General features: G+C 62.6%; 22 protein-coding genes. All 22 read left to right on the top strand.

The genetic code is table 11. The features are described 5' to 3' along the window. The first annotated feature begins 43 nt into the window (after positions 1-43). The 22 genes from BPRO_RS18715 to BPRO_RS28065 all read left to right on the top strand — a co-directional run bounded on the left by BPRO_RS18715 (position 44) and on the right by BPRO_RS28065 (position 15,907). On the top strand, positions 44-676 hold the full coding sequence (locus BPRO_RS18715; RefSeq protein WP_011484639.1) for a hypothetical protein: 633 nt from the start codon (positions 44-46) through the stop codon (positions 674-676). Between the two features lie 21 nt (positions 677-697). Continuing rightward, positions 698-1,366, top strand: a complete 669-nt coding sequence (locus BPRO_RS18710; protein ID WP_011484638.1) for a hypothetical protein — start codon at positions 698-700, stop codon at positions 1,364-1,366. Between the two features lie 233 nt (positions 1,367-1,599). After that, a complete protein-coding gene (locus BPRO_RS18705; protein WP_157045830.1) occupies positions 1,600-2,730 on the top strand; it encodes a peptidase in 1,131 nt (376 codons plus the stop codon). A 6-nt stretch (positions 2,731-2,736) separates the two neighbouring features. After that, positions 2,737-3,114, top strand: coding sequence for a capsid cement protein (locus BPRO_RS18700; RefSeq protein ID WP_011484636.1), 378 nt, complete (start codon positions 2,737-2,739; stop codon positions 3,112-3,114). A 65-nt stretch (positions 3,115-3,179) separates the two neighbouring features. Further along, positions 3,180-4,142 (top strand): major capsid protein, encoded by a 963-nt coding sequence (locus BPRO_RS18695; RefSeq protein ID WP_011484635.1) that lies wholly within the window; start codon positions 3,180-3,182, stop codon positions 4,140-4,142. Between the two features lie 101 nt (positions 4,143-4,243). Next, complete coding sequence (locus BPRO_RS18690) at positions 4,244-4,423, top strand: hypothetical protein (RefSeq protein WP_041388940.1); 180 nt, start codon at positions 4,244-4,246, stop codon at positions 4,421-4,423. A 115-nt stretch (positions 4,424-4,538) separates the two neighbouring features. After that, positions 4,539-4,961 carry a gp436 family protein gene (locus tag BPRO_RS18685; RefSeq protein WP_011484634.1) on the top strand — a complete coding sequence of 141 codons (423 nt, stop codon included), beginning with the start codon at positions 4,539-4,541 and terminating at the stop codon, positions 4,959-4,961. A gap of 2 nt (positions 4,962-4,963) precedes the next feature. After that, on the top strand, positions 4,964-5,572 hold the full coding sequence (locus tag BPRO_RS18680) for a DUF1834 family protein (RefSeq protein WP_011484633.1): 609 nt from the start codon (positions 4,964-4,966) through the stop codon (positions 5,570-5,572). Between the two features lie 8 nt (positions 5,573-5,580). Then, positions 5,581-5,883, top strand: a complete 303-nt coding sequence (locus tag BPRO_RS18675; RefSeq protein WP_011484632.1) for a Gp49 family protein — start codon at positions 5,581-5,583, stop codon at positions 5,881-5,883. Positions 5,884-5,911: 28 nt separating this feature from the next. Then, the gene (locus tag BPRO_RS18670; RefSeq protein WP_041388939.1) at positions 5,912-6,106 is read left to right on the top strand and encodes a DUF2635 domain-containing protein; all 195 of its coding nucleotides are present in this window, start codon (positions 5,912-5,914) and stop codon (positions 6,104-6,106) included. A gap of 6 nt (positions 6,107-6,112) precedes the next feature. Continuing rightward, positions 6,113-7,573, top strand: a complete 1,461-nt coding sequence (locus tag BPRO_RS18665) for a phage tail sheath subtilisin-like domain-containing protein (RefSeq protein WP_011484631.1) — start codon at positions 6,113-6,115, stop codon at positions 7,571-7,573. A gap of 27 nt (positions 7,574-7,600) precedes the next feature. Beyond that, positions 7,601-7,963, top strand: a complete 363-nt coding sequence (locus BPRO_RS18660) for a phage tail tube protein (protein WP_011484630.1) — start codon at positions 7,601-7,603, stop codon at positions 7,961-7,963. 2 nt (positions 7,964-7,965) lie between these two features. Further along, positions 7,966-8,256, top strand: coding sequence for a phage tail assembly protein (locus BPRO_RS18655; protein ID WP_011484629.1), 291 nt, complete (start codon positions 7,966-7,968; stop codon positions 8,254-8,256). Next, positions 8,256-8,375 carry a GpE family phage tail protein gene (locus BPRO_RS30930; protein WP_081430535.1) on the top strand — a complete coding sequence of 40 codons (120 nt, stop codon included), beginning with the start codon at positions 8,256-8,258 and terminating at the stop codon, positions 8,373-8,375. Before BPRO_RS18655 ends, BPRO_RS30930 begins: the two co-directional genes overlap by 1 nt. Further along, positions 8,372-9,994: a hypothetical protein gene (locus BPRO_RS18650; protein ID WP_011484628.1), complete on the top strand. Its 1,623-nt coding sequence runs from the start codon at positions 8,372-8,374 to the stop codon at positions 9,992-9,994. Before BPRO_RS30930 ends, BPRO_RS18650 begins: the two co-directional genes overlap by 4 nt. After that, the gene (locus BPRO_RS28070) at positions 9,991-11,238 is read left to right on the top strand and encodes a DNA circularization protein (protein ID WP_011484627.1); all 1,248 of its coding nucleotides are present in this window, start codon (positions 9,991-9,993) and stop codon (positions 11,236-11,238) included. Before BPRO_RS18650 ends, BPRO_RS28070 begins: the two co-directional genes overlap by 4 nt. Beyond that, positions 11,231-12,313, top strand: a complete 1,083-nt coding sequence (locus BPRO_RS18640; protein ID WP_011484626.1) for a phage baseplate assembly protein — start codon at positions 11,231-11,233, stop codon at positions 12,311-12,313. The genes BPRO_RS28070 and BPRO_RS18640 overlap by 8 nt, the downstream gene beginning before the upstream one ends. After that, a complete protein-coding gene (locus tag BPRO_RS18635) occupies positions 12,310-12,891 on the top strand; it encodes a phage baseplate assembly protein V (protein ID WP_011484625.1) in 582 nt (193 codons plus the stop codon). The genes BPRO_RS18640 and BPRO_RS18635 overlap by 4 nt, the downstream gene beginning before the upstream one ends. Further along, complete coding sequence (locus BPRO_RS18630; RefSeq protein ID WP_011484624.1) at positions 12,888-13,355, top strand: phage GP46 family protein; 468 nt, start codon at positions 12,888-12,890, stop codon at positions 13,353-13,355. Before BPRO_RS18635 ends, BPRO_RS18630 begins: the two co-directional genes overlap by 4 nt. Continuing rightward, a complete protein-coding gene (locus tag BPRO_RS18625; RefSeq protein WP_011484623.1) occupies positions 13,356-14,411 on the top strand; it encodes a baseplate J/gp47 family protein in 1,056 nt (351 codons plus the stop codon). After that, complete coding sequence (locus tag BPRO_RS18620; RefSeq protein ID WP_011484622.1) at positions 14,402-14,998, top strand: YmfQ family protein; 597 nt, start codon at positions 14,402-14,404, stop codon at positions 14,996-14,998. Before BPRO_RS18625 ends, BPRO_RS18620 begins: the two co-directional genes overlap by 10 nt. Positions 14,999-15,010: 12 nt before the next feature. Further along, a complete protein-coding gene (locus BPRO_RS28065; RefSeq protein ID WP_011484621.1) occupies positions 15,011-15,907 on the top strand; it encodes a gp53-like domain-containing protein in 897 nt (298 codons plus the stop codon).

Genomic DNA, 15,907 nt, shown 5'->3' with positions numbered 1-15,907 from the left:
CGCTTAATGTACGCGTAAATGTAATCTTTGTAAAGGCCCGTCAATGTTGAGTGAACGACTCAGATTTGTCCTTTCAGAAGCAGGAGGCACGCAGGGCGACTTCGCCACATCCATCGGCATGACGCTGGACCGCGTAAAAAATATCCTCAGTGGACGCGTAAAAAAACTCCAACCGCACGAGGCCAGGGCAATCCGGGACCGCTACAACATTCATGAGCTGTGGCTGACCACGGGCAAGGGGCCGCAGCATGTGACCGCCGACGAACTGCCGGTCATCAAGGAGCGGGATGAAATAGCCGAGGCGACGCGCCTGGTAACCGAGCTGGGCCTGACGGGCACGGCAGCGCGGGAAATGCAGCAGCTGGTTTATGCGATGCGCCGCAAGAGCGCCGCCGAGGTGATAGCGGCCCTGGAGCAGATCAAGGGCGGTGGGCGCGCGGGGTCAAAGGCTCGCGTGGCCAATGAGCGGGCGGCCTGGGCTGGCGACGAGCGACGACCCGATGAGCCGCTGCTGCATGGCGTGATCGAGGCCGTGTTGACCGAGATCGAGCGCAAGAGCTTGCACATACCGCCCGCCAAGCTGGCCGCGCTGATCGTTGCGGCGTACCACGCCAGTGAGGACAGCCATGAGGTGCACAAGAAGACTGTGGCCATGCTGGTGCGGCTGGCGAGCTGAATTTTTTAAGGGCCCAAGCCAATGACTGAAGCATTGATCAAAGAACTCGCGGAACAGATCGTCAACGAACAGATTATTCAGAACTGGCGGCTTTGGGGTGTGCTGATCTGCGTGATGATCGTCGCCGGGGGTGTTGCATCTTTCGCGGCCGCGTACTTGGTTCGTAGAGCGCAGAGTCTTGCTGAGGCAGTTGACCGGGAAAGGCTGATCGCGCAACTCAAGGCGACGACCGAGGCCGCCGAGAGTGTGCGTGTAGAAATCTCGCACGCGGACTGGTTAGCCAAAGAGTGGAAGACCCTCAGGCGCGTGAAGCTAGAGGAGTTTTATAGCCTGGTCTACGAAACGAAAGAGTGGTTAGAGCGAGAGAGAGAAAACAGAGTCGTTTCGAAAAACAAGCCGGAAATCTCCAATCCCATGTCTAGGCTCGAGATTCTCTCTCGCCTCTACTTCCCCGCCCTTGTGTCGGAAGTTATGGCGATCATTGTCACTGCCGGCGATATGAAAATGAAAGTGGCCGAGGCTGCATCTGCGTTAGCGTCAGCAAAGGCAGCCAATGCCGTAGAACAACACCAGGCCGCTCTCGACGCATTTCATCCCTCGTGGCTTGCTTTGTACCGAAAGCTGCTCGAGCAGATCGCCGATCTTGAGCTAAAGGCACCGACTCTCATCAATGAGGTGATGGGTGCCTAGGCGTCTGTCATAGAATCGCGAGAATAGGCCCGCCGCACTTGCTGCGGTGGCCGCACACGCGCCCATGCTCATGGGCCGCATCGCCCCTCTCAATCCCACTAATCAAACTTCACAGCAGGCTTTAACGCAAGTTAATAGAGCCCTGCGCCCTTGCGCGGAACACTACGGTCTTACATCGCCGGTCTTGATTGACCGGCAAGCCGTAGTCAACCACCGCAACTGGGATGCACCGTGTGAAGCTCATCGAGATTTTCAAGCCAGGTAAGCACACCGCCATGAGCGGCCAGGTGATCTCTTTCACCGAAGCCGACATGCAGGCTGCTGCCATTGCCTATGACCCGGCCGTGCACGAAGCGCCGCTGGTGGTGGGCCACCCCAAAGACAACCTGCCGGCCTATGGCTGGGTCAAGTCGCTGCAATTTGCCGATGGTTCGGTGAAGGCCGAGCTTGACCAGGTAGACGCCGCTTTTGCCGAGCTGGTGAATGCCGGCCGCTACAAGAAGATCAGCGCCAGCTGGTACCTGCCCGACGCGCCGGCCAACCCCAAGCCGGGTGGCTACTACCTGCGCCACGTGGGCTGTCTGGGCGCGCAGCCACCAGCCATCAAGGGCCTGAAGTCTGCCTCGTTTGCCGCCAGCGACGAAGGCGTGGTCGAGTTTGCCGACTGGGGCTTCACCAGCACCCGCAGCATGTTCCAACGCATGCGCGACTGGTTCATCGACAAAGAGGGCCTTGAGACGGCCGACAAGATTCTTCCGCAATGGGAGATTGACTCCGTGGCCGAAGCGGCTACGGCGACCGAGCACCGCACCAACCAGGAGCCGGCAGTCGCTGGCATGTCCGGTATCAATTATCAAGAAGGAGCACCCCAAGTGACCACACCCAACCAGGGCGCAGCCAATACCGGCGACGCCAATTTTGCCGAGCAGCAGCGCCTGCTCACCGAGCGCGAGACCGCAGTGGCCACGCGTGAGAAAGCGCTGAAGGATGCCGAAGTGGCCGAGTTTGCAGAAGACCTGGTCAAGGCCGGGCAGCTGCTGCCTAAAGACAAGGCCCGCGTGATTGCCTTCATGGAGTCGCTGCCTGACAACGTCGTCTGCGTCGAGTTTGGCGAGGGCGACGTCAAGAAGGAAACGCCGGCTGTGCAGGTGTTCCGCGAGTTCCTGAAGGGCTTGCCCAAGCTGGTGGAGTTTGGCGAGGTTGGCAGCCGTGGTGTTGCCGCTGAGTCGCTCACCGACGGCATGACCGACAAGGCGGTTGCTGACCGCGCCACGGCCTACAAGGCCAAGCGTGATGCGGCAGGCGCGCACATCAGCTTCACCGAAGCCGTGGACGCCGTCCACGCCGGTACCGATAAGGAGTAACCCACCATGCGAAACCAAGGTCTTGTGAAAAATTACACCGCTGAAGCCGCCATTGCCGCCTATCGAATCGTCAAATTTGGTGCCGCAGACGGCGGCATCCTGCAGGCCGCAGCCGCTACCGACAAGCTGGTCGGCATTACCGACCGCCTGGCCGCCGCAGTCTCGGGCGACCGCATTGATGTGGTGCGCAACGGCATCGCGGAGGTCGAGTACGGCGGCGCAGTGGCTGCGGGCGACCTGCTCAGCGCCGATGCCAGCGGCCGCGCGATTGTGGCCGCAGCCGCAGCTGGCTCCAACGTGCGCTTCATCGGCGTGGCCGAGGTTGCCGGGGTGCTTGGCGACATTGGCTCTTTGATGATCGAGCCGGGCTCCTTCCAGGGCTAAACGGCGAACTTACCGCCGAGCAGCAACCAGTCACCGACTACACCCACTGATTTTCAGGAGAACCCATGAGCACCAATTCCGCTCCTTTTACCCTCATTCCCCGGCTGACGCAAATTGCGATGGCCGTCAAGCCGCAGGGCATGATTGCCGACCTGGTGTGCCCGCGCATCCCCGTGCCTGGCGAAAAGTTCAACTACACCAAGTTGACGACCGATGAGGCCTTCACCATCCCCGACGTGCGCGTTGGCCGCACCGGCGCTCCTAACACCGTTGAATTTGGCGGCGTGGACACCACCGACTCGACCGAGGACTACGGCCTGGACGACCCGGTGCCCAACAAAGACATCAAGAACGCTGCCGGCACCAACTACGACCCGCTGGCAGCCGCAGCCGAGCGCACGGCCCTGCTGGTGCAGCTGGCCCGCGAGCAGCGGGTGTCCAACCTGTACTTTGCGCTCAACACCTACGCAGCCAGCCTGCGCACCACGCTGTCCGGTACCGGCCAGTGGAGCGACTTTGCCAACAGCGACCCGACCGGCGCCATCCTGACCATGTTTGACAGCATGCTGGTGCGCCCGAACGTGGGTGTGGTTGGCCGCGCGGTCTGGACCAAGCTGCGGCAGCACCCCAAGGTGGTGGCCGCTGTACTGAACCAGAACAACGGCCTGGGTGGCGCATCCGCAGCCGGCGTGATCGCCCGCAAGGCCGTGGCCGACCTGCTGGAGCTGGATGACATCTACGTGGGCGAGAGCTTCTACAACGCCAGCAAAAAGGGCCAGGCTGCCGCCTACAACCGGCTGTGGGGCAAGCACGCAGCGTTCCTGCGCATCGACAAAGCCGTGCGCGACCCGCGCGCCGGCCTGCCGACCTTTGCCTTTACCGCGCAATGGGGCGACGCAGTGGGCGGCACCATCGCCGACTCGAACATCGGCCTGGACGGCGGCCAGCGGGTGCGCGTGGGCGAGCACATCAAAGAGCTGGTGTGCTTCCAGGAGGTGGGTTGCTTCTTCCAGAACGCGGTGGCCTAACCAGACTTGTCTATTGACGAGTTTTGAATGAAGGCGGCGCGCTGATGGCTGCGCCGCCTTTTTTGAACACTCAGCAAACCACTTTTTAACCAGGAGCAACGATGGCTACTTCCAACCCAAAGAACACCTCGGCCAACAAAGCCGAAGACGCCACCAAGTCTGAATACGAGGTGCTGAGCCGCCTTGACCACGACGGCGAAACCTACCTGCCTGGCTCGACCGTGCAACTGACCGAGGCCCAAGCCGCACCGCTGATCGGCGGGGCCGTCAAGGCCAAATAAATACACCCCCCCGCGCGGGCAGTGAACGGTGGTAAGGCATGCGCGCCCCCATCGGGAGCCTGTTAAGGGTCACCAGGCGCAGTCTGGACCCTTTCAAACAACCGAGTAAGGACATATGAGCTACGCCGTCAAACAGGACATGATCGACCGCTTTGCGCAGTCCGAGCTGATTCAGCTCACGGACCGCACGGGCTCGGCCATTGCTGTTGACGACGCGGTGCTTGCCCAGGCGCTGCTGGACGCCGACGCCGAGATCGACGGCTACCTCATGGGCCGCTACGCGCTGCCGCTGGCCAGCGTTCCCAGGATTCTGATCGGTGCGTGCTGCGATGTGGCCCGCTACCGTTTGTATGACGACCGCGCCACCGAGCAGGTGACCAAGCGGTATGACGACGCCATCAAATTCCTCAAGCTGGTGGCCGATGGCAAGGTCAGCCTGGGCATCAACGTGGCCAACCAGGTGACGCCCGAGGCAGGCGGCGCATCGAGTTTCGGCAACGACCGTGTGTTTACGGCTGACTCGCTCGGGGACTACTGACCATGAGCATCACCAGCGCTGAAGACAACATCATTGCCCAGATCAAGACTGTGATGGGCAACAAGGTGCGCGCGGTGGAGTCGCTGCCGGGTAACTGGGACGACGACACCCTCAAGCGCCTGCTGCGCCTGCTGCCGGGCATCTTCCTGGTGTGGGGCGGTGGCCAGGTGCAGGAGCGCAACGCGGGTGTGGGCGGCTTGGTTGTGGGCAGCTGGATTGTCTATGTGATCACCGGCCACGCCAGCGGTGAGGCTGCGCGCCGCCGTGGCGATGGCCAGCAGGCCGGGGCCTACGAGCTGCTGCAGCTGCTGATACCGCTGCTCAACGGCTACACCGTGCCGGGCGAAGGCACGCTGAGCCTGCAGCGCGTTGAAAACCTGTACAGCGGCAGTGTTGACCGCCAGGGCGTGACGGTTTACGCCTGCAGCTTCAACATGCCCCAGGCGTGGCCTACCGAGGTTGACATGAACCTGCTGACGCCGTTCCAGACCTTTGACGCCCAGTACGACACGCCGCCGCTGACAACCGAAGCCGAACACCAGAAGTGGCTGGACGGTAACTACGGCACCACCAAACCCGATGCACACGACACCGTCGCTGTGCCGCAGTAAGGACCAACATGAGCACCAACGAACAGCAGCTTGAAAAGAGCCTGCAGGACCTGAAACCAACCGCCCCGCGGTTGACCCCTGCAGACATCGACAAAGTGATTGTGGGCGAGGCCTACCACCGCTTTCCGGGCACCACGCTGACGGTCTGCGCCTTGACGCTTCGCAATGGCTTCACGGCTACCGGCGAAAGCGCAGCGGTCAGCCTGGAGAACTTCAACGAAGAGATGGGCCGAAAAATCGCCCGTGAAAACGCGCGCGACAAGGTGTGGCTGCTTGAAGGCTACCTGCTGCGCGAAAAGCTCTCGGCCTGATTCCCTCCAACCCTTCCAGGACAACACCATGCCCGAAAAAATCTACCTCATCCCGGCCCCAGGCCTTCGCGTGGTCAACCCGGCCACTGGCCAGCCGCTACCGCCCGAGGGCGACACGGTCGAGCAAGGCACCTACTGGATACGCCGCCTGAATGACGGCGACGTGAGCGAGGGCGTTGCCCCCGCGCAAGCTGCCGCCAAACCTGCTTCAAAGAAGGAGTAATCCAAAATGCCCGTCAGCTTCAACGCTATTCCCATTTCGCTGCGCACGCCTGGCCAGTACATCGAGTTTGACTCCAGCCGTGCCCAGCAGGGCCTGCCGGTGCAGCCGCACAAGATCATGGTGTTTGGCCAGCGCTTGGCCACCGGCCTGGTAGTTGCCGGCGTGCCTACCCGGATCACCAGCGCGGCCCAGGCCGAGGCCGCGTTTGGCCGGGGCTCGATGCTCTCGCACATGTTCCAGCGGCTGAAGCTGGCGAACGCCTACACCGAGAGCTGGGCCTGCGCGTCTGATGACAACGGCGCGGGTGTGGCGGCCACGGGCACCATTGTGGCCAGCGGCGCGCCGACCGAGAGCGGCACGCTGAACCTGTACATTGGCGGGCGCCAGGTGCAGGTGGCTGTTGCTGCCGGGCAAACGGCTGCGCAGGTGGCTACGGCCATCCAGGCGGCCGTGGCGGCCAGCACGGACCTGGCTGTAACCGGCGCTGTGGCTGTGGCCACCGTGACGCTGACGGCCCGCCACAAGGGCGAGTGCGGCAACTTCATCGACATTCGGCCCAACTACTACTTCGGCGAGCGCACGCCCAAGGGCCTGGTCATCACCATCACGGCGATGACTGGCGGCACCGGCAACCCTGATGCGGCCACGCCCATCGCCGCGATTGGCGCGGAGCAGTACCAGACGGTCATCATGCCGTGGACTGACGCGGCCAACCTGGTGAAGCTGGAGACCGAACTGGCCGCGCGCTTTGGCCCGCTGGTGATGAAGGAAGGCCAGGCCTTTGCGGCCGCCAGCGGCACGCACGCCAGCATTGACACGCTGGTGGCCGCGCGCAACAGCCCGCACGTCAGCATCATGGGCAGCGGCAAGAGCCCGAACCCGCCCTACGAATGGGCGGCCGTGCTGGGCGCTGTGGATGCCTTTGAGCCTGACCCGGCCCGCCCGCGCCAGACGCTGGTGCTGACCGGCCTGATGCCGCCCGCAGAGCAGGACCGCTTCACGCAGACCGAGCGCAACATTCACCTGACGGATGGCGCTGCCACCTTCATCGTGGACACCGGTGGCCGCTGTCTGATTGAGCGGCTGACCACGACTTACAAAACCAACAGCTTCGGTGTGCCGGACATTGCGTACCTGGACATCGAGACGATGCGCACGATTGCCTACCTGCGGTTCAGCGTGCGCAGCCGGATTGGCCTGCGCTTCCCGCGCCACAAGCTGGCGAACGACGGCACCCGGTTTGGCGCTGGCCAGGCCATCGTGACGCCGAAGATCATCCGCGCCGAGCTGCTGGCCCTGTTCCGCGAGTGGGAGCTGGCCGGCCTGGCTGAGAACTTCGACCAGTTCAACACGGACCTGATCGTGGAGCGCAACGGCAGCGACCCGAACCGCATCGACGCGATCATTCCGCCCGACGTGATCAACCAGCTGCGCGTCTTCGCTGGCCAGATTCAGTTCCGCCTGTAACAACCCCTAAATACCAGGAGTAAATGTATGAGTGGAATGAGACTAGGAAAGGCCTTCATCAAGGCCAACGGCGAGCTGCTCGAAACGCTGCCCGGCGCAAAAATCGACATCGGCGGTGTAACCCGGAGCCCCATCAAGGGGAACAACTCCATCCACGGCTATTCCGAGCAGCCCAAGGAGGCGACGGTGGAGTGCGAGATTTCGGTCGCGCCAGGCACGAGCCTCAAAAAGTATGCCGCCATTGTGGACGCGACCATCACCTTTGAATGCGACACCGGCCAGACCTTTGTGGTGCGTGACGCGTTCTTGACCGAGCCGCCCGTGGCCACCGATGGCGACGGCGGCAAGGTGCCCCTGAAGTTTGCGGGCCAGCCTGCTGAGGAGATGTGAGCATGGAGCCCATCACTCACACCCTCAAGCACCCGGTCGAGCTGAAAAACAAGGACGGTGATGTCATTGAGACCATCACCGAGCTGCAGCTCAAGCGCTTCAAAGGTGCGGACATCCGCGCCATCGGCAATGCCAAGTCCAAGGGCGAAGGCGAAATGATGGCCGTGATGATTTCGCGCAGTGCCGGCATTCCGCCGAGCACCTTTGACCAGCTCGACGGTGAAGACGTCACGGAGGTCGGCGTGCTGGTGGCGGGTTTTATCGGGGGTGCCCTCCAAATTGGCGTGACGTGATGGCCGAGGTCGCCTTCACGTTTCACTGGTCAAACAGAGAGCTGATGGCGATGGACATCGACGAGCTGATGGAGTGGCACCAGCAGGTAAGCCGAATTAACAAACACTTGAATAAATGAGCACAGGCAATCTCAAGCTGGCATTCGTGATAGAGGCTCTGGACAAAGCGACAGAGCCTCTTCGCCGCGTTGGCCGTGCCATTGACAAGGTGGCTGAGCCGATCAAGCGCATCGGCGCGCTGTCTGACCAGACGGCGTTTCGCTTTGGGCGCTTCATGGGCAACCGGCTGCAGAACCAGATGGGTGTGGTGCGTGAGCGCTTCGATACCTTGAAGGGCAGCGCCCAGGGCATTGCGCAGGGCTTTGGTGCCGTCAGCCTGGCTGCGGGCGGTGTGTTTTTTGCGCTGAAGCGGACGATTGACGCAACTGACCACGCGGTGGATGTCAGCAAGAAGCTGGGCATTGGCGTGGAGGCATACCAGCGTATGGGCTACGCGGCGCAGCTCAATGGCAGCAACCAGGAAGAAATGGGCCAGGCGCTGCAGTTCTTGAGCCAGAACATGGTGGAGGCGATCAATGGCAGCAAGGAGGCCGCCACCTGGTTCGCCCGCGTGGGCATCCCGCTTGACCAGCTCAAGAAGATGAACGTGGCCCAGGTGTTTGAAAAGGTGGCCGACAAGTTCCAGTCTGTGGGCGACGCCGGCCAGAACGCCGAGAAAAAGATTGCCGTGATGAAGGCCCTGATGGGCCGTGGCGGTGCCGAGCTGAAACAGGTGCTTGACCTGGGCAGCGCTGGCCTGAAGACCTTCTACAAGGAAGCCGACAAGGTTGGCGCGGTGGTCGGTGGATCCACCGCTGAGGCAATGGCTGACTTCAATGACAACTTCGACCGCCTGAAGTTCTCGATTTTTGGCGTCATGTCGGCCATTGCGGAAAACGCGCTGCCGGCACTGGACGCAATGGTGAAGAAGTTCACGGAGATCAACTCGGCCAACCGCGAAGAGTGGGGCCAGCGCCTGGGCAAGATGATTGGCGAGATCGTCAACGCGCTGCCCGGTTTCTTGAAGTCGCTGGGCCAGATCACCGGGGCCCTGGTGATGATTGTCGGTGCTGCTGACACCGTGGCGCAGGTCTTTGGTGGTTGGGAGAACGTGATCATCGGCCTTGCCGCGCTGCTTGGCTTGAAGCTGGCTGTTGGCATCTTTGGCCTCGGCAAGGCCATCATCGCCTTGATCCCCACGGTGTGGAGCCTGGGCGTTGCGCTTATGTCGACGCCCGTGGGCTGGATTCTGTTGGCTGTTGCAGCCATCGCGGGCATCGTGTTCCTGATCTACAAGAACTGGGCACCTATCAAGCAGTTCTTCATCGGCCTGTGGGACGGCGTTAAATCGGCTTTCAGCACGGTTTACGACTGGATCATGAACAAGATCATGACGGTGGTCGAGCTGGCCGCCAAGGTGGGCCAGACCGTCAAAAACCTGTTCAGCGGTGAGATGAACGGCTCGGTGACCTATGACGCGATGGGGAACGCCACGGGCGTTGCCGATGCGCCCCTGGCCATTGCGCCGCCCGTGCCCTCCGCCCTGCCCACCCGCAACATGATGCAAAAGGCTGACGTGGGCGGCACGATCAAGCTGCAGATCGACCAGGACGGCCGCGCCCGCGTGGCAGAGGTCAAGAAGAACAACCCGGCTGTGGACTTTGACGTTTACAGCGGCATGGTGATGGCGACGCCATGAGCTGGTTAGACGAACTTCAGCTGGCGAGCTTTCGCGGCGTTCCCTTCTTTGTGGACAGCGCGGAGCTGGGCTTTGGCCGCCGTAGCGTGGTGCATGAATACCCGCTGCGCGACATCCCCTTTGTAGAAGACCTCGGCCTCAAGGCTCGCAGCTTCACGCTGGAAGCCTATGTGCTGGGTGCTGATTACATGGATGCGCGCGACGCGCTGATGGACGCACTGGCGGAGCCAGGCCCCGGCAGGCTGGTGCACCCCTACCAGGGCGAAAAGACCGTCAGCATTGTGGGCGACCTGAAGCTGCGCGAGAGCACGGCCGAGGGCGGCATGGCGCGCTTCACCATCACCTGCGTGGAGTCCGGTGAGCTGACGTTCCCGTCCTCAGACGCTGACACGGCCGCGCTGGTTGAGCTGTCGGCCGACGACGCGATCGCCGAGATTGATGCTGACTTTGCCGAGACCTTCAGCATTGACGGTTTTCCCGAATACGTGGCCAGCGCCGCCGCAGAGCTGCTGGGCGGTGCGCTGGATGCCCTGGAGGCCGTGGCCGGCTCTTTGCCCACGCTGGCCGATGCCAAGGCGACGTTTGCCGGTGCCCTGGGCGATGCCCGCACTGACTTGCTCGCGCTGATGCAAGCGCCCGACAGCCTGGCCAGCACCCTGTCTGGCCAGATCGGCAGCCTGGTGGACCTGGTTGCCTTGCCTGGCGACTCGGTGGCCATGCTGCGCGGCCTTTTTGACTTTGGCGACGATGCCCAGCTGGTGCCCACCACCACGCCAAGCCGCCAGCAGCAGGCGGACAACCAGAACGCCGTGATTGCCCTGGTGCAGCGCACGGCCGCGGTTGAAGCGGCGCGCAGCGCGAGCCGTATTGAGTTTGGCGGTGCTTTTCAGTCTGGCATTACCGTGAGCGGCCGGCAGCAGTATGTGGGCAGTGGCGATGCGGTGGCGCTGCGCGATGAGCTGGCCGAGCAGCTGGATGCCCTGGCCGAGGTTTCGAGCAGCGACACGGTGTACGACAAGCTCATCACCGTTCGGGCGGCCATGATTCGGGACATTACACTGCGCGGCGCTGACTTGGCCCGAACGGTGACGGTGACGCCCGAGGCAACCCAGCCGGCGCTGGTGCTGGCCTATGGGCTGTATGAGGATGCCGGCCGCGAGGCTGAGATCGTCACGCGCAACAAAGTGCGCCACCCCGGCTTTGTGCCCGGTGGCCAGGCGCTGGAGGTGCTGGCGGATGCCTGACATTCAGCTCAAGGTCAACGGTGCCATCTACGGCGGTTGGAAAAGCATGCGCCTGGAGCGCGGCATGGAGCAATGCGCCGGCATGTTCGATCTGGGCGTGACTGAACTGTGGCCCGAGCAGATGGCGGCCCGCGAGATTGCGCCGGGCGATGAATGCACCGTGTTGCTGGATGGCCAGACCGTGATAACCGGCTATGTGGACGAGATGACGCTGAGCTACAGCGCCAACAGCCACGACATCGCTGTGCGCGGCCGCGACAAAACCGCCGACCTGGTGGACTGCAGCGCCTTGAAGCCTGCGGGCCAATGGTCTGGCCGCAAGCTGGAGCAAATTGCCGCCGACCTGTGCAAGCCTTTTGGCATTGAGGTTATTACCCTGGTGAGCACGGGCAAGGCCTTCCCCAACTTTGCGCTGCAGCAGGGTGAAACGGTGTTTGAGGCCATTGAGCGCATGGCGCGCATTCGGGCCGTGCTGCTGACGAACGACGGCAAGGGCAACCTGGTCATCACGCGCGCCGGTACAACCCGCGTAGGCACGCCGCTGATGCTGGGCCAGAACCTGCTGGAGGCCGATGCCACGCTCAACTACCGCGACCGCTTCAGCACCTACATCATGAAGGGCCAGGCGGCAGGCGGTGACTTTTTCAGCGGCAAGGCTGCATCGCAGATCAAGGCGGTGGCCAATGACCCGACCATCAAGCGTTACCGCCCGCTGGTGGTGGTGAGCGAGGGGCAAGACATTGCCGCATCGTTGAAAGACCGTGTGCTGTGGGAGGCCAACGTGCGCGCTGCCCGCAGCAACGACATCACCTGCAAGGTGCAAGGCTGGAGCCATGTTGACGGCTTGTGGGAGCCCAACACCCTGGTGCACATCACGGACGCCTGGCTGCGCCTGGATGCGGAGCTGCTCATCAAGAAGGTGGGCTACCAGCTCGACGCTGGCGGCTCCATCACCGAGCTGACGCTGACCAGCCCTGACGCCTACAAGCTGTTGCCACTGAAAGACACCAAGGGTCAAGGCCCCGGCTTCTTTTGGGACACGGCCAAGGCCAGCAGCAAGGACGCGGCCAAATGAACGCCCTGCAACGCATGATGGCCCCGATGCAGCGCCGCGTAATGCTGATGGTGGGCCGTGCCGTGCTGGAGCTGGTCAACGACAACACCAAGGTGCAGGCCGCGCAGGTCAGCCTGCTGGAGGGCGAAGTGCGCGACCAGGTCGAGCGCTTTCAGAACTACGGCTTTACCAGCGTGCCAGAGGCCGGTGCCGAGGGCGTGGCGCTGTCGGTGCAGGGCAACCGCGACCACATCATTCTGGTGGCGGTGGACGACCGCCGCTATCGCAAGCTGGGCTTGCTGCCCGGAGAGGTGGCTGTTTACACCAAGTGGGGTGACTACATCCATATCAAACAGGGCGAGATCGAGATCAAGCATGCCACCAAGGTTGTGATCACGAGCCCGTTGGTCACCATGAGTGGCAACCTGCAGGTGGCGGGCAATATCACCGCCGGTGGCTCTTTGAACGTCACGGGCTCTGCGGCCGTTGCCGGGTCGATCACGGCTACCGGCGACGTGGTGGGTGCCGGCATATCGCTGAGCACGCACAGGCAAAGTGGCGTTACGCCTGGCGGTGGTCTGTCGGGGGTGCCGGTATGAGCGACATCGCAACCCAGCTCATCCAGGACGTTGGCTCTTTCAGGTTCGACTGGGCCGTGGGTAGCCCCGGCCTGGCGACGGACGAGGGCCTACAGACGTCCGTGATCATCAGCCTCTTCACCGACCGCCGCGCCGATGCTGACGACTTGCCGGCCAGCGCTGCCGGCAGTGATCGCCGGGGCTGGTGGGGCGACTCTTATGCCGACGTCGAGGGCGACCGCATTGGCTCGCGCCTCTGGCTGCTGGCTCGTGAAAAGCAAACCACCGCAACGCTGCTCAAGGCCCGCGACTTCGCGGCCGAGGCGCTGCAGTGGCTGATTGACGATGGCCTGGCGCGGGCCATCAACGTCAAGGCCGAGTGGCAGGCTGGCCGGCAAGGCGTTCTGTTGCTGACGGTGGAGATCGTGCGCGCCGGCAAGCCAGTCAATAAATATCAGTTTGAAGCATTCTGGAAGGGCAATTAAATGGCATTCACACGCCCGAGTTTGCTGCAGATCATCGAGCGCAACATCGCCGATATCGAGACGCGCCTACCTGGCACCGATGCCCGGCTGCGGCGCAGCAACCTCAACGTCATCGCGCGCATGCTGGCCGGTGCCGTGCACGGTCTTTATGGCGTGCTGGACTACCTGTCGCGCCAGGTGATCATTGACACGGCCGACGCGGAGTACTTGAGCCGCTGGGCCAGCATCTGGGGCGTAAACAGGAAAGCCGCTGCCCGTGCCATCGGGCCGGTGACCTTTACCGGGCTCACGGGCTCGACCGTTCCGGCTGGCACTGTGCTGAGCCGCGCAGACGGCGCGGAGTTCACCGTGGATGCCGATGCCACTCTGGTGGCCGGCACGGCCACGGGGCAGCTCACGGCGTCTGTGGCGGGCGCTGCAGGCAATACGGCGGCGGTCAGCGCTCTCACCTTCGTTACCCCGGTTGCGGGCGTCAATACGGGCGCTGTGGTGGCTGCTGGTGGCTTGGTCAATGGCAGCGACACCGAAGACGACGCCAGCCTGCGAGAGCGCCTGCTGGCGCGCATCCAGGAGACACCCCAGGGTGGCGCAGATTTTGACTATGTGAACTGGGCCAAGGCAGTGGCCGGCGTTACCGATGCCTGGTGCTATCCCCAGGAGCTGGGCCCCGGCTCAGTCACGGTCCGGTTCATGCGCTATGACGACACGGTGACCGGCATACCCGACGCCGCCGAGGTGGCCGCAGTGCAGGCCTATATTGATGCGCGCCGGCCTGTTACTGCCGCCGTTACGGTGGTGGCGCCAGTGGCTGTGCCGCTGAACTTCACCATCACGCTCACGCCCAACACGCTCCTCGTCAAGAACGCGGTGCAGGCCGAGCTGACCGATCTGATCCGGCGCGAGGCTGTGCCAGGCGGCACGCTGTTGCTGAGCCACATCCGCGAGGCCATCAGCCTGGCGGCCGGTGAAACCAACTATGTGATGACCGTGCCAGCAGCCGACGTGGTGTTGACCACTGGGCAGATAACCACCTTCGGAGCCATCACATGGCTCTGACGGTTTCGCAGTACGTCGCTCACCTGCAGGCACTGCTGCCGCAGGGGCCGGCGTGGTCGCGTGAACCTGACTCGGTCACTACCAAGCTGCTGCAGGGCCTGGCGGAAGAGCTGGCGCGTCTTGATGCGCGCTTTGACGACCTGGTGGAGGAGACGGATGTTCGGTCGACCACTGAGTTGCTGACCGATTGGGAGCGAGTACTCGGCTTGCCAGACGACTGCCTGGCTGATCAGGCCTTGTCGCTCATTGAGCGCCGCCGCCTGGCGCAGCAGCGCCTGGTTGAGCAAGGTGGTCAATCAGCCTCCTATTTCCTTGGTCTGGCGGAGCTGCTCGGTGAGCCGGGCTGCACGATCACCGAGTTCCGGCCGATGAACTGCAATGACGACTGCAATGACGCGCTGTACAGCCCAGAGGACCGGTTCAGCTGGCGGGTGAACATTCCACACGCGGCCGTCAATGCCCGCCCGATGAACTGCAACGATGACTGCAATGACCCGCTGGACCTTTCCTCGCCCTCGCTGATCGTTTGTCCGATCACTGAGCGCAAGCCGGCACACACCAACGTATTTTTCGCCTACACGGCATAAGGAGCCTAACCAATGGATCGCATTAACACAGCATCAAAAGCTGTTGACCTCTTCGGGGCCGGCAAGCATGGCTGGAAGAACGCCAATCTCGGACTCGGCGTTACACCTACCGACTTCAACGCGGAATTTTGCAACGGCGTGCAGGAAGAGATTTTGGCCATCATCGAGGCCGGAGGGCAGGTGCCTGCGATAGCGACGCGCAACCAGATGCTTCTGGCGCTGCGTGCGGCCGGTGTGTTCACCACGCCCGCGCAGTTTGACAACACTACGAAGGCCGCGACCACGGCTTTCGTGCAGCGAGCGCTTGGAAATTATCAAGACGCCATATCGGTCGCAGCGAACACCGTTCTGACCGCCGCCGACTTCGGTAAGGTAATTTTTGTCGACGCCAGCGGAGGGCCCCGCACCATCACATTGCCGCTCGTTACGCAGTCTGGTGCCGCGCTGAAAATATACAAGTCGGACTCATCAGCCAATGCTGTGACGGTTGTAACCTCCGGTTCGAATGTGATTGTCGGCACGAACAACTTCGCGGGCGGCACCAGCTCATCGTCCGTCATTCTGCGCACTGTGGGAGATTTCCTCGATTTATGCGCTACGGGCGGTGGATCGTATTACGGTCTTTCCAGCGGCGGCGCCGCAAGCGTTGCAGCGAGTGGCTACCAGAAGCTGCCCAGCGGTCTGATCATTCAGTGGGGTGTTTTTACCGGCAACGCGACGCCCGGTAATCCGGTTGCGGTGACCTTCCCATTAACTTTCCCCACCGCTTTATACAGCCTCACATTCGGCTCTGCAGGGGGTACGACGGCCACTTGCGCTGCTTGGTCCGATACCCAGTTGCTGACCGGATTCAATGGGCGCGCTTCGATTGCATCAAATTCAAATTATTGGGCTGCCATTGGCAAATAA

This window comes from Polaromonas sp. JS666 (genome assembly GCF_000013865.1).
In the GTDB taxonomy this organism is placed as follows: domain Bacteria; phylum Pseudomonadota; class Gammaproteobacteria; order Burkholderiales; family Burkholderiaceae_C; genus Polaromonas.
This window is presented reverse-complemented; position numbering and strand designations above follow the sequence as displayed.

What these genes read in the sequence shown, in the direction of transcription:
- BPRO_RS18715 (WP_011484639.1), top strand. Translation starts at nt 44, where the DNA reads ATGTTGAGTGAACGACTCAGATTTGTCCTTTCAGAAGCAGGAGGCACG.
- BPRO_RS18710 (WP_011484638.1), top strand. Translation starts at nt 698, where the DNA reads ATGACTGAAGCATTGATCAAAGAACTCGCGGAACAGATCGTCAACGAA.
- BPRO_RS18700 (WP_011484636.1), top strand. Translation starts at nt 2,737, where the DNA reads ATGCGAAACCAAGGTCTTGTGAAAAATTACACCGCTGAAGCCGCCATT.
- BPRO_RS18695 (WP_011484635.1), top strand. Translation starts at nt 3,180, where the DNA reads ATGAGCACCAATTCCGCTCCTTTTACCCTCATTCCCCGGCTGACGCAA.
- BPRO_RS18690 (WP_041388940.1), top strand. Translation starts at nt 4,244, where the DNA reads ATGGCTACTTCCAACCCAAAGAACACCTCGGCCAACAAAGCCGAAGAC.
- BPRO_RS18685 (WP_011484634.1), top strand. Translation starts at nt 4,539, where the DNA reads ATGAGCTACGCCGTCAAACAGGACATGATCGACCGCTTTGCGCAGTCC.
- BPRO_RS18680 (WP_011484633.1), top strand. Translation starts at nt 4,964, where the DNA reads ATGAGCATCACCAGCGCTGAAGACAACATCATTGCCCAGATCAAGACT.
- BPRO_RS18675 (WP_011484632.1), top strand. Translation starts at nt 5,581, where the DNA reads ATGAGCACCAACGAACAGCAGCTTGAAAAGAGCCTGCAGGACCTGAAA.
- BPRO_RS18670 (WP_041388939.1), top strand. Translation starts at nt 5,912, where the DNA reads ATGCCCGAAAAAATCTACCTCATCCCGGCCCCAGGCCTTCGCGTGGTC.
- BPRO_RS18665 (WP_011484631.1), top strand. Translation starts at nt 6,113, where the DNA reads ATGCCCGTCAGCTTCAACGCTATTCCCATTTCGCTGCGCACGCCTGGC.
- BPRO_RS18660 (WP_011484630.1), top strand. Translation starts at nt 7,601, where the DNA reads ATGAGTGGAATGAGACTAGGAAAGGCCTTCATCAAGGCCAACGGCGAG.
- BPRO_RS18655 (WP_011484629.1), top strand. Translation starts at nt 7,966, where the DNA reads ATGGAGCCCATCACTCACACCCTCAAGCACCCGGTCGAGCTGAAAAAC.
- BPRO_RS30930 (WP_081430535.1), top strand. Translation starts at nt 8,256, where the DNA reads ATGGCCGAGGTCGCCTTCACGTTTCACTGGTCAAACAGAGAGCTGATG.
- BPRO_RS18650 (WP_011484628.1), top strand. Translation starts at nt 8,372, where the DNA reads ATGAGCACAGGCAATCTCAAGCTGGCATTCGTGATAGAGGCTCTGGAC.
- BPRO_RS28070 (WP_011484627.1), top strand. Translation starts at nt 9,991, where the DNA reads ATGAGCTGGTTAGACGAACTTCAGCTGGCGAGCTTTCGCGGCGTTCCC.
- BPRO_RS18640 (WP_011484626.1), top strand. Translation starts at nt 11,231, where the DNA reads ATGCCTGACATTCAGCTCAAGGTCAACGGTGCCATCTACGGCGGTTGG.
- BPRO_RS18635 (WP_011484625.1), top strand. Translation starts at nt 12,310, where the DNA reads ATGAACGCCCTGCAACGCATGATGGCCCCGATGCAGCGCCGCGTAATG.
- BPRO_RS18630 (WP_011484624.1), top strand. Translation starts at nt 12,888, where the DNA reads ATGAGCGACATCGCAACCCAGCTCATCCAGGACGTTGGCTCTTTCAGG.
- BPRO_RS18625 (WP_011484623.1), top strand. Translation starts at nt 13,356, where the DNA reads ATGGCATTCACACGCCCGAGTTTGCTGCAGATCATCGAGCGCAACATC.
- BPRO_RS18620 (WP_011484622.1), top strand. Translation starts at nt 14,402, where the DNA reads ATGGCTCTGACGGTTTCGCAGTACGTCGCTCACCTGCAGGCACTGCTG.
- BPRO_RS28065 (WP_011484621.1), top strand. Translation starts at nt 15,011, where the DNA reads ATGGATCGCATTAACACAGCATCAAAAGCTGTTGACCTCTTCGGGGCC.